Source organism: Gluconobacter sp., assembly GCF_047723935.1.
Taxonomy (GTDB): Bacteria; Pseudomonadota; Alphaproteobacteria; order Acetobacterales; family Acetobacteraceae; genus Gluconobacter.
On sequence record NZ_JBDOBO010000015.1, the window covers coordinates 13,168 to 28,333 of the forward strand.

The window sequence follows — 15,166 nt, forward strand, 5'->3', positions numbered from 1 at the left end:
CCTTGCCATGAGTGAGGGACGCAACTGGATGCCCTTTACGGCAAACAGACTGGTTAACGGTCGGGGCGATCATCGTGTCGTGGCCTCAGCCAAGGGGCCTTACTATACGATGGCCGATGGCAAAACGGTCTTCGACACGCTGTCTGGGCTATGGTGTACGCCTTTAGGCCACGGAAATCCACGCATAGCGGACGCGCTTCGTCAGCAGGCAGAAACCCTGGATTTCGCACCCGGATTCCAGATGACCCATGCACCTGCTGTCACGCTGGCAGCGCGCATTGCAAAGATGGCCCCTGAAGGCCTTGAGCATGTTTTCTTCGCAAATTCTGGCTCAGAAGCTGTTGATACTGCACTAAAAATTGCAATCGGCTTTCACAAGCTTAACGGTGAAGGCGGCCGTTTTCGTCTCATTGGACGCGAACGAGGTTATCACGGTGTAGGGTTTGGTGGCATGTCTGTCGGCGGCATTGTTCCGAACCGCAAGATGTTCGCCACGGTGATGGTCCCTGGCGTGGACCACATCCGACACCCTTACGATCACGCCCATATCGCATTTTCAAAAGGGCAACCGGAGTGGGGCGCCCATCTGGCGGACGATCTCGAGAGACTGGTGGCACTCCATGATGCCTCCACAATCGCGGCTGTCATTGTCGAGCCAGTGCAGGGATCAACCGGCGTTCTTGTCCCTCCCGTCGGATATCTTCAGAAGCTGAGAGAAATCTGTACGAAACACGGCATCCTTCTCATTTTCGATGAAGTCATCACAGGTTTTGGACGCATGGGAGAAAATTTTGCCTCCCAAAGATTTGGCGTCACACCGGATATGATTACCTTCGCCAAGGCGGTCACCAATGGGATCATTCCCATGGGCGGCGTTATCGTCACTTCAGAAATCTACAAAACATTCATGAATGGCCCGGACGCAGCCATAGAGTTCGCTCATGGCTATACCTATTCAGGGCATCCAATGGCCGCAGCAGTGGCTCATACGGTGCTCGACATCATGGAAGAAGAGGGGACCAATGCGGCTGTCAGAGCGTTGGAGCCTATTCTGGAAGAAGAGGTGCATGCATTGCAGGACCTGAAATCCGTAAAAGATCTGCGAAACATCGGCCTTACCGCTGCGATCGAACTCAATCCCCTTTCTGACAAATCTGCCCTGCGAAGTGTCCAGCTTTTTGAGCGCGGCCTGGAAGAGGGCGTGCTCCTTCGCGTCACGGGAGACACGATTTCTTTCGGTCCTCCATTTATTTCGACTCCAGACCAAATCAGAGGAATGATAGCGCAGGTCCGAAACGTGCTTTTGAGTTGCGAAAAAGATTTTTAAATATTCATTCAATCCCCTGAATCTCAAGTAAATACACTACAGGAAAGCCGAATGATGTGTACATCATTCGGCTGAAGCCGATTAAAATATCTCTACATTGTGTAAATACCTTATTTTCGAATAAATTTTATTTAGTATTTCATTATTATTCCGAAATGTGTTTTAGTGGCTGTTATTCAGTTTCACTAACTGAGCTTTCGGAGAAAAAAAGTGAAGACACTGGCTTCTCGTCTGTTCCTCGGTACTATTCTGAGTTCCGTAATCCTCTCCGCAGAAACTGGGCGTTCCAGCGCGGCCCCATCCCATCATCTCCGTCATGTGACGCCATCTCATCGTGCGGCCCCGGGCACCCCGACAAAGCCACGTTCCCGCAGAACCTCCATGATGGCATCCAGCGAAGAGAGCGTCGGGGTTCGTGGCTCGAGAAGCGCGCGCAACTCTGGGGGAGGGATGATGCGGGTCGAAACTGCACCGTATGCAGTCCAGTCTGTTGGGCGCCAATATATCGAGATGAGAAGCCCGACATCAACCGGCCTTGATGTTGTCCAAAATCTTCCGAGCGTCAGCATTGCTATGCCAGATACCTCTGGCATCAAAGGTGGTGCACTGTATATGCGCGGTTTTACTGATGCCGATACGGCTTTGCTTTTGGATGGGGCTCCTGCATCTCTTGCCGCTTACCTTCAACAGAACGTTGATGCAGAGAACATCGAAACCGTCACCATGACCCCGGGGAGCTCTCCCATTGATGCACCCGCATCCAATGCAACTGCGGGCACGCTGGACGAGCGCACGAGGACACCCGGCAAAAAAGCGGGGGGAAGCATGGATTTTTCCTACGGCACCAACAATATGTCGCGGGAATTCGTACGCCTGGAGTCCGGGGAGATCGGGAATTCCGGTATCAGATCTTACATTTCCGTCTCGAATACCCATTCAAGGCAATGGATGGGTGCAGGAACAAACCGCCGAACACATGTGGATGTTGGAGTTTTTAAAGAATTTACCAATGGATCCACTGTGAAATTCTTCGGCTCATGGAACAATTCCATGTTCACGATTGACGCCTATCCAGATGCTCAAACATTTTATAATTACAAGCATACAGGGCAGGGATATAATCGCACTAATATCTGGGATAGAAACTCCACGTCCGCCGGAAATTACTGGCAGGGTAATATTGACTCCTGGAACCAGTTTTTCGTCACAACACAAGCCCATATCATTATCAACAAACGTCTGACCTTCGACCTTTCTCCCTATTTTGCGACAGGCTTCGGCTGGGACGGCTCAACTGCCGGCACGCCAGCCTCGACGGGCGCCACATATTTCTATGGAAACGGGCAGAAAGCTGACCCTTCTACACCGTTGAGCACATACTGGGCGCAGCACTGGTCCCCGCAAGTCGGGCTTGTCGCCAAACTGGGTTACGACATTGATCGTCATAACCATCTGTCTTTCGGATACTGGTATGAGAACAATGCCGTCGACTATTTCTTTCCAACCATGGCAACACAACCTGGCGGACGAAATGCCAAAACCAATGACAATGCCTATAAGCTCTATACAGCAGATGGTCAGGAAGCAATTTACAGGTACGATGCCGGCTACGAACTGAATTCTTTCTTTATCGAAGATACCGCCAAATATTTTAATGATCGCCTGACCATAAATGGCGGCTTCAAATACATCATGTCCAACTACTGGGATCGAGCTTCCGGGCTCAGCCAGTTTACGATCGGAGCGAACTCAACCGCGCCCCTTCCGCATCTTTCTGTCTCGTATAAAATTGACGCTCACAGTCAGGTTTACATGAATGCCGAAGGTGATTTCCGCCAGCCATCCCCCTCACAGCTCTCAGGTTCAACGTCACTCCCCAAGAACCAGTATTCCATCACGGAACAGATTGGATATCGCTATAACAACCGGTACCTGACGTTCGATATTTCGGCATTTAATTCCAATATCACCAACCGTCTTCTTACCACCTATCTGCCCAATACCGCTTATGCAGTTTCCAATGCAGGAAACCAGACGATCCGCGGATTTGATGCCATGATTGCGGGAAGGGATTTCCATCATTTCAGCCCGTACGCGTCAGTGGAGTACCTGCATGGTACTTTTGACTCAAATATTCCCTATGGAGACACATATCTTCCCACTAAGGGAAAACAGTCCATTCTCACACCACGCGTTCTTGCAAATTTTGGACTGACCTACAGCAATGCAGGATTTTTTGGAAACTTCAGCCTTCACTATACCGGCCCTCAGTCAGTAACACTTGTGGGCGATCAGCGAATGCCAGGGTTTGTTACCAATACCCTTGCGCTTGGGTATCATTTTAAACCGCTCTATTTCCTGAGAACCCCTACGTTCCGTCTGAATTTCTCTAACCTGACAGGATCAATCATTCGGGTCGGGACAACCGGCATTACCAATAACTACCATAACGTGACCCTGCTCGATGGAAGTACCCTGGCAGGCAGCAACGGCGCGTCTTTCTATGTTCTTCCAAGGTTTTCGATGACAGGGACGATCTCATCAGATTTCTGAGATCATCCGGCTCTGAAGAAGAGGTGCTGAGCTTTGTAACCAGATGGAACGGTTATTTTACCATTCCATCTGGCACATGAGACAAAACAGCTGGCAATCAGGACCACAGAGGGAATGGATCAGGAAGATGGTCATAGTGCCATGGCATGAAAATTTCGTCCTGTGACGGTGGGACAAGGCAATCGTCTAGTGCGGTACGAATTGCAACCTCGTCCATGCCAGCACCAATAAAGACCAGTTCCTGCCGGCGATCGCCATAAATATCGTCCCAGTATTTGGCCAGTGTCGCTCGCCAGCCTTCATCATCAGGCCAGTTGTCATGCGGAACACTCGCCCACCAACGCCCAGCCGCCTGATGCCGCGCCAATGCACCCGCAATACTCAGATCTCCGACCCAATCCGGGCGGGTTGCAAGCCAGAAATAACCTTTTACCCGCACTACCCCATGCCATGACTGCTCGATAAAGTCTGCAAACGCTTCAGGTTTGAAAGGCCGATGGGCACGGTAGACAAAACTGGAAATTCCGTATTCTTCCGTTTCGGGACGATGTTCAGCATGCCCGTACAACTCTTTGAACCACAAGGGGTTCTGGTGTGCACGCTCGAAATCAAAGCGCCCCGTATTCAGAACCTGGTTTAAAGAAACCTTGCTCTGGCTGGTTTCAATCACGTTCGCATCCGCATTGAGGGCTCGGATGATCAACCGTGCAGCGTCTGCCTGTTCAGCAGTTGCTGTATTGATTTTATTGAGAACAATGACATCCGCGAATTCGATTTGATCAACAAAAAGATCTACGAGCGCACGTTCGTCTTCCTCTCCCGCAACCTCGCCCCGATCACGAAGAAAATCGCTTGATCCATAATCCTTCAGCAGGTTCACGGCATCCACAACAGTCACCATCGTATCGAGCCGAGCGACGTCGCTCAAACTCCGGCCTTCTTCATCACGGAATTCGAAAGTGGCCGCGACGGGCAGGGGTTCTGCGATGCCCGTTGACTCAATCAGAAGGTAATCAAACCTTTTTTCTTCTGCCAGTCGCGTCACTTCGGTCAAAAGATCGTCCCGCAATGTGCAGCAGATGCATCCATTCGTCATTTCCACGAGCTTCTCGTTGGTCCGGGACAGATTGCTCCCGCCATTACGGATCAGTTCGGCATCAATGTTCACGTCACTCATATCATTGACGATGACCGCCACTTTCAGGCCCTCGCGATTGTTGAGAACATGGTTGAGAAGCGTTGTCTTGCCAGCCCCCAGAAAGCCGGAGAGAACGGTCACAGGCAATCGGAAATCCGACATAAAGTAAGCCCTTGAAGAGGAGGAAAAGTTGCTACATTTGCCAATAATAGTTATGTTATAACATATCAATAGCAAGGATAAGCTTTTCCATGCCGTCATGTCCCACCCGCTGCCGTCTGGAGCATCAATCGTCGTTCAGAAACATCCTGCTTCCTCACAGCAGCATTGGTCTTCATCCGTGCGATATGTCTTCATCACTAACCCAGGCGACAAAAGATTATCTGACGGAGGGAGCTCAATCTCTGACAAGACGAGGTTACCTACCCGATCTGGAAAAACAGCTGCAGAGCGCATTTTCAGAACGCACACAGCCACTCCTGACGGATATTTTGGAAATAGCCGCACTTTATAGGGATATTTCCGGACACCAGGCGCTACGTGTACGACTGGAAAAGATCACAACAGATAGTTGTCGGAAATTCCACGTTGACTGCGTCGATCTGCGTTTGCTTCGAACCTATGCTGGCCCCGGTGTTCAATGGACAACTGACAACGGATCAACCGTGCATCAGGCGCCCACAGGTGCCCTTGTTTTTCTCAAAGGAAAGCACTTTCCTGGGTGGGACAAAGCAGAGAAAATTCTCCATCGCTCACCCCCTCTCTCAGATCGTCCTGTCAAAGAGCGTGTCAGACTTTTGCTCACTCTTGACGAAGCCAGCGCCTGTGCAGATGCATCTCTCGAAATGGCCGCGTAAAAATTGGCCTAGCCTATTTCAACGTGATCCTGCCCAGATATCAGTACGCAGGCATACTTCCCGTCTTTGATGTCAGAACAAACGAACATTGACGTCGAATGGTATGTTTGTTGCAAGATAGCTTTCGCGCGGTTGAGCGAAACCTCGCAAGTCTGGACTTTCGTTCTGAAGGATGAAGAGTAACCCACGGTTTGGGCTGAACCCCGAGACGTCCAGACAATGATGATCTGCCCCAGTGCGGAAGATGCCCCCCCCCAAAAGCCCTGCTATAGCTTTAGGAATGCGAGCACGGCTCGCTCATCTTCTGCTACCGGGAGAGCCTAGACCTTAATTGGTTGGATTTTCAGGCGCATCAGGAAGAACTGGCGGCTGGTCGGGCTTCGGATCGGGGGAGCCTTTCTCGGGCGGATACCTTTTGCCGGGCTTTTCTTCTTCCGGGGGCTCATCCGTAATCGGGCTTTTGTCGGGATACGGATCAAACGGTTCCCGCTCATCAGGAGAACCAGGAGCTTTTGTCGGATTTTTAGGTAGAGTGCTGCTGTGGAAAGACATGATCGCCTCCAGTGGTAAGATCATTCAATGGCTCAGCACGATAAGAGTTCAGATCACGTTAAAAAGACGGGCAGGCATCTGTCATAGCGTGTGGTGATACGCTGCCAGCCTCTGCGACATTCGAACATGACCCTAAGACGGTTAAGGTGGGGAGGATTTGCGTCCTGGGATGCAGAAGTTGATCCCTTTTCCGTCCAATTGGTCGCCCTGAGCCTTATGAGGCTCAGGGAAGAAAACGATTGAGTCACGCCACGCTCTCAACCCTCTGGAATAAGAGCTGCCGATATTCTGAGCACGAAACTTAAATTGTGCATAAGCCCATCATCTTGCATGTAAAATGGCTGTGTGAATGCGATTGGCTCCCCATTGACCAGCATAAAGAGATCTCCCTGGCAGACATGGTCAGGGTTTTCTATCTGGATATGATAGTCCGACGTCTTCCAGCGCAGTTGGACTGTGTATGACGGCCAGGACGAGGGGATGTGCGGCTTAAGTGACAACCGATCTCCTTCGATCTGCACTCCCAGCAACGTCTCCACCCCAACCCGTTGCATCCATCCTGCTGACCCGGTGTACCAAGACCATCCCCCACGACCGACATGCGGGTCAGAGGAATACACGTCTGCCACCACGGCATATGGTTCGACCTTGTAGCGATCCGCTGCCGCTTGATCCCTGGAATGGTGAACGGGATTGAGCGTAGCAAACATCTCGTGCGCCGCATCGCCGTCCCCCAGAAGGGCAGTCGCCATAACCGTCCAGAGAGCAGCATGCGTGTACTGACCGCCATTCTCCCGGATACCTGGCGGATAGCCCCGAATATAACCCGGATCAGGCTCTGACGTATTGAAGGGAGGTGTCAGGACCATGATGATCTCCTTGTCCAGATCAACAAGCTGCTCCTGAACGGCCTGCATGGCCTGTCGGGCTCGCGCGGGAGATCCGGCCGCTGAAATTACTGCCCAGGACTGAGCAATGGCATCAATTCGCCCCTCGCTGTTTGCATGACTACCTAGAGGGCTGCCGTCGTCGAAATAGGCGCGCCGATACCAGGAGCCGTCCCACGCTGCCTCCAGCGCACTCTCAAGTTCTGCCATGATCCGTGTCCACTTCGTGACGTGCTCAGTATCCTGTCGAGCCCGGGCGAGTGGAAGAAATGCTGACAGCGCAGCATGCGTGAACCATCCCAGCCAGACGCTTTCTCCGCGCCCGGCTTCGCCAACACGGTTCATGCCATCGTTCCAGTCGCCGGTTCCCATAAGCGGGAGGCCATGCGCGCCTCTTTGCAGGCTGTGATCGAGCGCAAGAACGCAGTGAGCATAGAGAGACGCTGTTTCGTCCGTGACTTCCGGCTGGAGAAAACGCTCATGCTCTCCATCGGCCAGAACTGGAGCCTCCAGAAATGGAATTTCCTCATCCAGAACAGTCGTGTCACCACTCACGCGAACGTAATGCGCAACTGTGTAGGCCAGCCAGGCACAGTCATCAGAAATCCTCGTACGAACACCATTTCCCTTTTGGGGAAGCCACCAGTGTTGGACGTCTCCTTCAGGAAACTGTCTGGATGCAGCCCGAAGAAGATGCTCACGCACCAGTTGAGGAGCCGATGGAACAAGAGACATCCCATCCTGAAGTTGGTCCCGGAACCCATAGGCGCCGCTGGCCTGATAAAAGCCCGCCCGTGACCAGATGCGGCTGGACAGGGACTGATATAGCAACCAGCCATTCAGCATGATATCCATGGCGCGATCAGGTGTGTGGACCTGTACGGCCCCCGTGATCTTGTCCCATCTGCGATGAACTGCATCCAGAACCATATCCAGATTTTCTGTTCTATACTGCCGAACCAGTTGACGGGCATGCTCAGCATTTCGTCCCTGACCCAGCAGGAAGACAATTTCCGTGCTTTCCCCCGGCTCAAGCGTAATGAGAGTCTGCAATGCAGCACAGGGGTCAATACCTGCTCCAATAATACCCTCAAGCGGGCCTCCACGGACAATGGCTCTCGGGGCAGAAAGAGTGCCATTGCGACCGATGAATGTACGCCTGTCATCCGTGCTTGAAGTCTGCTGACTGGCCAGATCCGCAAATGCGATCTTTTCCCCAAACGTCTCGCCCCACTTGTTCCTGACAAACAGCGCGCCCGTGTCAGGATCCTGCTCGGTAAACACAAAAGGTACCGTCGTGCTGCGAGACTGCCCTAAAACCCACTCGGTATAGGTGGTCACCCTCAAAGTGCGGGACCGTGAGGACGTATTGGTCAGTTTCAGTCTGGAAATTTTTACAGGATCTTCAAGCGGAACATATTGCAGCAGGCTCGCGGCAATCTCGTTGGCATGACGATCAAACCGGCTATATCCGCGCCCGTGTCGGCAAACATAGACAGCATTGTCATCAGAGCAGACGGCGGCCAAAGGGGACCAGAACTGACGACTTTCTTCGTCGCACAGATAAAAGGCCTCGCCAGTCGGGTTAATGACCGGATCATTAGACCAGGGTGTTAGCTGATTTTCTTTGCTGTTTTCAGCCCAGGTGTAACCGCTACCTTCCGCCGAGACCTGAAAGCCAAAATGAGGACTGGAAACAACATTGATCCAAGGGGCAGGGGGCCGGGTTTTTCCGCGGATGATAACAGCATATTCCTTGCCGTCTGACGTGAACCCTCCATATCCGTTTGCCAGTTCAAGCTGGGGTGCTTCAGGCGCTTCCTGTGGTCCATGGTAGGCTTTGCAGGGACGTACAGCAGTCTGCACAACTTTTGTGCGCTGCATCATCTCGATATGGGTTATCTGATGTTGCAGGTTTCCGCCTTTCCCCGTCAAAACGACGTAGGCCACCGAGAACAGAAGCTCCCTGACTGTCTCTGACATGAGACTTCCGCGCAGAAGACGAACCGTTCCAGTCTGCCCGGATGATCGAACAAGCGCTTCGAGAGCATGTTGTAAATCCTGGGCATAAGACGTCGGATGGTCATTCAGAATGACGAGATCAAACGCTAGTCCCTTGAAATTCAGATAGTCATGCGCCGTGAGAAGGGTACGGGCGAGATCGAAATCCTCGTTTTCAGTGATGACCAACAGCAGGATCGGCAAATCACCCGAAACGCCCTGTCCCCATAGGTCTGCCTGTTTACCTGCGCCCCGTTTGATACGGACAGCAGACGAGCGCAGGGTGGGCCCCGGAAACAGAAGATAACCCCCAAGCTGCTGAAACAGGTCTGCCTGTACGGGCTGGATATCGAGATGCCTCAAGTGAACCTGAGCATGCGTCCAGGCCAGTGTCAGGGCACGATCAAGATCAGCCTCACTCTGGTGACGCTCAATACTCTGCATGAGCGCCTCACGTGTGGACGCAACGATTGTCCAGAATGACACATGCCGAGTAGAGCGTGCAGGAATTGTCAGCCTACACCGAGCAGAGAAAATGGGGTCCAACACCGTTCCGGTTGATCCAGAGAGCGGGCCTTCCTGAATTAAGGCAATCGGCGCCCGTAAATCCCGTCCACGGCCAATAAAACGAGAGCGATCAGTCTCGATGGAAAGAGTGTTACCCCCAACAATCAGATGCGCGGCCCAGATCTCCGCATCAGAAGGATTTCTTTTTCGCCGAGTTGCAATGATTGCCCTGGAGGAAGGAAGATATTCCGTCTGTACAAACATCTTGGCAAACGCAGGATGGCTGATGTCCATACCAGGTGGGCACAAGGCAAGTTCAACGTAAGAGGTTACGTTGACCTCAACTGTTGATGTACCAGAGTTCCGCACCGAAACACGCCGAAGTTCTGCGTCGTCTTCCGCTGAAACCAACACCTCCATCGTCGTCGTCAGTTTGTTATCTTGCCGCATATAGGTGGCACGATCTTCCCGGAATTCGATATCGTAGCTTTCGGCTTCTGCTCCGGAAGGCTGTAATCCCGCGGTCCAGAAGTGATTGTTTCCGGGGCTCTGGAAGTAGATATAGTTCCCCAGGTTATCGAGTGTAGGGTCCTGTCTCCATCTCGTAACCGCCTGATCACCCCACTTGCTGTATCCGGACCCTGCGGCCGTCAGCATCACGCTGTAGCGTCCATTCGAAAGAAGATGAGTCACAGGAGCGCTTGTGTCTGCTGTCCGCAGATGACGACCTCCAGACTGCACCTGTACAGTCAGTGCAGCAGGCGCGAACTCTTCTTCTTTCAATGGTGTTGTAATCGCACCGCCTGTTGGTGCGCGCTCCTGAAGCAGGAGCTCCGCCGCCCCGATAATAGGCTCCGCGTGGAAGCGGGATCGCATGAGGCCCTTCAGAACCGTGTCAGCTATCGCAAGGATCGACATGCCCTGATGATGGGCCATGTAGGAGTGAATAATCGCGACGGTCTGATTGGGTTGCAGGCGGGCCTTTGTATAGTCCAGTGCCTCATAAAACCCATAGGTTCCCTGAGCTCCAGCCGCCTGCAAAACCCGAAAATTTTCTGTAGCCAGCCGTGCATCAACCATAGTGGCCAAGGCAGTGGCGTAAGGAGCGATGACCAGATTTTGCGCCAGTCCTCTTTTCATTCCTAATCCGGGGACGCCAAAATCGGAATATTGATAATTATAGTCCAGATCCCGCGCATTGTAGGCAGATTCCGAAATACCCCAGGGCACACCGCAGAACTGGCCATACTCAATCTGACGACGGACAATCTGGCGGCTGGTTTCTTCCAGAAGACTGTCAAAGGGGGCTGCCATAATCAGGGAGGGCATGAGATACTCGAACATGGACCCCGACCAGGACACCAGAGCCTCCCCATGGGCGACTGCGGCGAGGGGCCTTCCCAGACGGAACCATTCCCACGCAGGGATATCGCCTTTTGCAATGGCAAAAAAGACAGCGAGCCTGGCTTCCGAAGCCAGCAGATCGTAGCAGTTATTGTCGAGAGTGCCTTCATTGACGACAAACCCGATTGAAAGGAGTTTCCGGTCGGAATTTCTAAGAAAACCAAACTCCATTTCCAGTGCCATGGTTCTGGCGATCTGTGCAGTTTTACGGAGTTCGTCATGAAGTAAAGGATTGTTCTCCAGATCCTTGCGTTCACTCTGAATGCAGTTTTGCGCAGCGTGCAGCCAGAACAGAAGGTTCTCGGCTCCTGTGACAGACGAGCCTTTTCCGGCACTCCCTGCCATGGCACGCCTTTGCAGCAGATGCGCCAGTTCCTCCGCCTGACTGACAAGCATCTGCACTCGGTACGCAACCGTGATCTGGCTGGCATGACCTTCCTTCATATTCTGCAGGAGGGTCTCAATGAGTTGAGCGATTTCGGAAGAGCGGAAGGTCCCACTGCCTGACGTAGCTTCTTCGAGTGCCAGGTTGAGAGTATCCTGCACACCCTCCCGCCAGGTATCGGACCTCCTTCCTTTTTGAATCCACTCTTCGCAGGCACCTGCCAGCGTGATCAGATGACCAGCAAGGTTTCCGCTATCGACCGTCGAGACGTAAATGGGAGGAAGCGGAGAGAGGTCAGTAGTACTGTACCAGTTATAGAAATGTCCCCTGAAACGAGGAAGCTTCAGCATGGTGTCAAGGGTAGCCCTTAGACGCGCGGTTGCATCAGCAACACCGATCCATCCAAAATCGCATGCTGCGACGATTGCGAGAAGATAAAGCCCCATATTAGTGGGGGACGTACGATGCGCGACCAGAGGGGCAGGGATTTCCTGGAAGTTATCTGGCGGAAGCATATGATCAGCGTCAGAAACAAATGTTTCGAAATACCGCCATGTTCGCCGTGCCTGCATTCGCATGAAAATGGTTTCGGCTTCAGTAGCCTCAAGCCTGCGAGCCGAAGGGCGATACTGGCTGACCTTCCATGCAATCGCTGGTGACAGGCTCCAGGCAAGGGCAAATGGAAGAATGACGACCCAAACCCACGGTGCTGCCACAAACATGACGCCCACCGCGAGGAAAGCAGTCAGAACAGCCCCGCTCATCTGACGGAAATATCCCTGCATCTCTTCACGTGGAGCCTCTGCCGCCTGCGCTGCCGTCACCCATTGGAGAAGATGCTTTCTGGTGACGAAAACACGTCCTAATGTTCGGGTAATGGCATCGCCCATCAGGCACGCCTGGTCAGCCAAAAACGCAAAGCATAGAGCAGTTGTCAGAGCGGTACGTTTGAGATCGACTGTCAGAAGAGAAAAATAGCTCCGAAAAGTTTCTCCTCGTCTCCGCCTGATAATATCAACCAGAAGAGGTAAAGATGCCGGAATGGCGAGCGTCGAGACAATGCAGAGGCTCCAGACGACTGCATTATGTAGCCCGAGGAACCAGCCTGCAAACAGGGCGCTGACAGCCATGGGGGCTGAAAGGCTGCGACGCAGATTATCCAGCATCTTCCAGCGCGCAATGCCCGTGAGAGGGCGGGTTTTTATCCGAATGGTTGGGAAATAGCCCATCCATGAGAATATCCATGGAAGAAGCTGCCAATCTCCACGTACCCAACGATTGAGTCGGGCCACAGAGACCAGATAGTCCGTTGGATATTCCTCAATAACCTCAATATCGGTCACGAGACCTGCGCGGGCAAAAACGCCTTCGAAGAGATCATGGCTGAGAAGCGTTCCATCAGGAACCCGGCCAGCTAACGCAGCTTCGAAAGTGTCAATTTCGTAAATACCTTTGCCTGCAAAAGAACCCTCTGCAAACATATCCTGGTACAGGTCGGATACGGCGGCCGTATAAGGTTCTATTCCATTCGGGCTTGAGAAAACCCTCTGGAAAAGTGTGCTCTGTCGCGCTTCTGGCAAGGACGGCGTAACCCGCGGCTGGAGAACCGCATATCCCTCCGTGACGCGTCCTTCTTCTGGATCGAAACGGGCATTATTGAGCGGATGCGCGATCTTGCCGACGAGCCGCCTGACAACCTCATGTGGCAGACGTGTATCGGAATCCACAGTCACGATATACCGTACGCCCTGGGGGATGCTCTGACCGGACAGGGTTAGAAAACTGGTACCCGTTGCGCCGCGGAGAAGACGGTTCAACTCATGGAGTTTGCCACGTTTACGCTCCCATCCGATCCATTTCTCTTCACTTGCGCTCCACACCCGCCTACGATGGAGAAGGAGAAACCTTGTCCCGGCAGGCCCCGCTCCATAAGTCTGATTCAGGCGCGCAATCTCTCGCGTAACAACATCAAGAAGATCCTGATCTCCTTTCCGGCTTTCTGTGGGAGAGTCTGTCCAGTCTGTCAGTAGTGCAAAATAGATCTCACCATCGCGGCTGGAGAGATAATGCTTCTCAAGGCGGTTCACCATTTCCACGATGGAGGACCGTTTTGTCAGCAGGGTAGGGACGACAACCATGGTTCGCAGATGCGCTGAGACGCCTTCTTTAAGCTCCAGCGCGGGAAGCTCTGACACTCTGATGGCCCACATCAGGAAGCGGTTCACGCCGGCAACAACAGCATCCGTCGCCGGAATAAATCCTAGAATAATCAGGATGAGAGCTGCATGACCTGAGAGGTTTCCGCTCATGAAGGACAGGAAGGCCGACAAGAGCAAAAGCGTCAGTAACGTAACGCCCAGACTGTATCCTGTTATGCCCAGCTTGCGGCATGCCTGTCCGACTTGCACACGGAGAGGTGCGTGGAACTTCAGCTGCGCTTCGAGCCACGGACGCCCTTCTGCCAGAAGGTAATAGCCGGGGTCTGACCGACGAGGATCAAAATTCTTCTCCTCTTTCGCCATCGCCGCGAGAGACGTCACCTTCTGCGCGATTTCACATTCCGTATAGTTGGATCCCTTGGCAAGCGCCTCAACAGCTTTGCTGTATAAATTCCGGGTTGCAGCATCCATCTCGGCAAAGCCGGCATGTCGATAAAGTATTTGGCTTACTGCGCTAATTTTTTCGACAATGCTGTTCCAATCCAGCATGGTCGTTAGCCGCATACTCGTAATAATATTTCTGATACTGGCGTTTAAAGAGCTTTGTTCTTGTAATTCTTCATGAACGATCTGATCCAGATCTGTTCCTTTTTCCTGCAATATTCCCTCCAGCCACAAAAATGCCGGATCTTTCTGTGGATCTCGCCCTTTCAAACGATGCGCAAATTGTACAAGAAACGCCGGGCTTAATATTTCCGTATTGATTTTGGAAAGGCTTTTAAGGATTTTTGCATTGCTGGCCTGAACATCAAGAAACAACGTATTGGCAAGGTTATCAGCCTGCTTCCGTTCTTTCAGGTTCTGACAGATTTTGTCTGCTACGCGCCGCTGGTTCTCAATCAGGACTATTCTGATCTGCGTGGGGATGGCCCAAAGCTCTCTGATTAAGAGAGGTCTGTTTTTCTGATAGGCACCCAAAAACTGACATATCGTTTTAGGCTCAATATGGCTGTCCGTATGAGCCACAAGCGCCCAGGCTATTTCGAACACCCTCGGTAAACCGGAGAATGGCCCAAGGGAAAGTTCAGGGAGGTCTTTATAATATCTGGAGGGAAGATCAAATTTAATGGCCTGTATCTGCGCGTCCATCAGGTAATAATTATCGATCAACCATCCCCCGGCGGGGGTAATCTGCTCCCCTCTCTCGGATGCCTGAGATAAAACGATGTTTGATTCCAGAAGAACCTTGGCATTTTCGTCTAATCGGCCAGGCAATATATTTTCGTGCGTGGCAACAACAATATTTTCATGATTTTCTGCCAAGCTTTGAGCATGCTGCAACAGTCGATCACCACTAAAAAGATCGGATCGAATAATCCTTCCATCATGAAACCGA

6 protein-coding genes are annotated in these 15,166 nt (G+C 52.3%); 3 read left to right on the plus strand and 3 right to left on the minus strand.

Annotated elements, in window-relative coordinates:
• Positions 1-7: 7 nt before the first annotated feature.
• The gene (locus ABF979_RS07725; protein ID WP_415558974.1) at positions 8-1,327 is read left to right on the plus strand and encodes an aspartate aminotransferase family protein; all 1,320 of its coding nucleotides are present in this window, start codon (positions 8-10) and stop codon (positions 1,325-1,327) included.
• A 210-nt stretch (positions 1,328-1,537) separates the two neighbouring features.
• The gene (locus ABF979_RS07730) at positions 1,538-3,880 is read left to right on the plus strand and encodes a TonB-dependent receptor (RefSeq protein WP_415558931.1); all 2,343 of its coding nucleotides are present in this window, start codon (positions 1,538-1,540) and stop codon (positions 3,878-3,880) included.
• Between the two features lie 97 nt (positions 3,881-3,977).
• Here ABF979_RS07730 and zigA read toward each other — a convergent pair whose 3' ends face one another.
• Positions 3,978-5,180 carry a zinc metallochaperone GTPase ZigA gene (zigA, locus tag ABF979_RS07735; RefSeq protein ID WP_415558933.1) on the minus strand — a complete coding sequence of 401 codons (1,203 nt, stop codon included), beginning with the start codon at positions 5,178-5,180 and terminating at the stop codon, positions 3,978-3,980.
• A gap of 185 nt (positions 5,181-5,365) precedes the next feature.
• Between zigA and ABF979_RS07740 the strand changes: the two genes are divergently transcribed.
• Positions 5,366-5,875 (plus strand): DUF1826 domain-containing protein, encoded by a 510-nt coding sequence (locus ABF979_RS07740; RefSeq protein WP_415558976.1) that lies wholly within the window; start codon positions 5,366-5,368, stop codon positions 5,873-5,875.
• A 327-nt stretch (positions 5,876-6,202) separates the two neighbouring features.
• Here the strand turns inward: ABF979_RS07740 and ABF979_RS07745 are convergent, their stop codons facing one another.
• Positions 6,203-6,427 (minus strand): hypothetical protein, encoded by a 225-nt coding sequence (locus ABF979_RS07745; protein ID WP_237390060.1) that lies wholly within the window; start codon positions 6,425-6,427, stop codon positions 6,203-6,205.
• Between the two features lie 257 nt (positions 6,428-6,684).
• Entirely contained in the window at positions 6,685-15,045 is an 8,361-nt protein-coding gene (locus ABF979_RS07750) for a GH36-type glycosyl hydrolase domain-containing protein (RefSeq protein ID WP_415558935.1), read from the minus strand.
• Positions 15,046-15,166 lie beyond the last annotated feature (121 nt).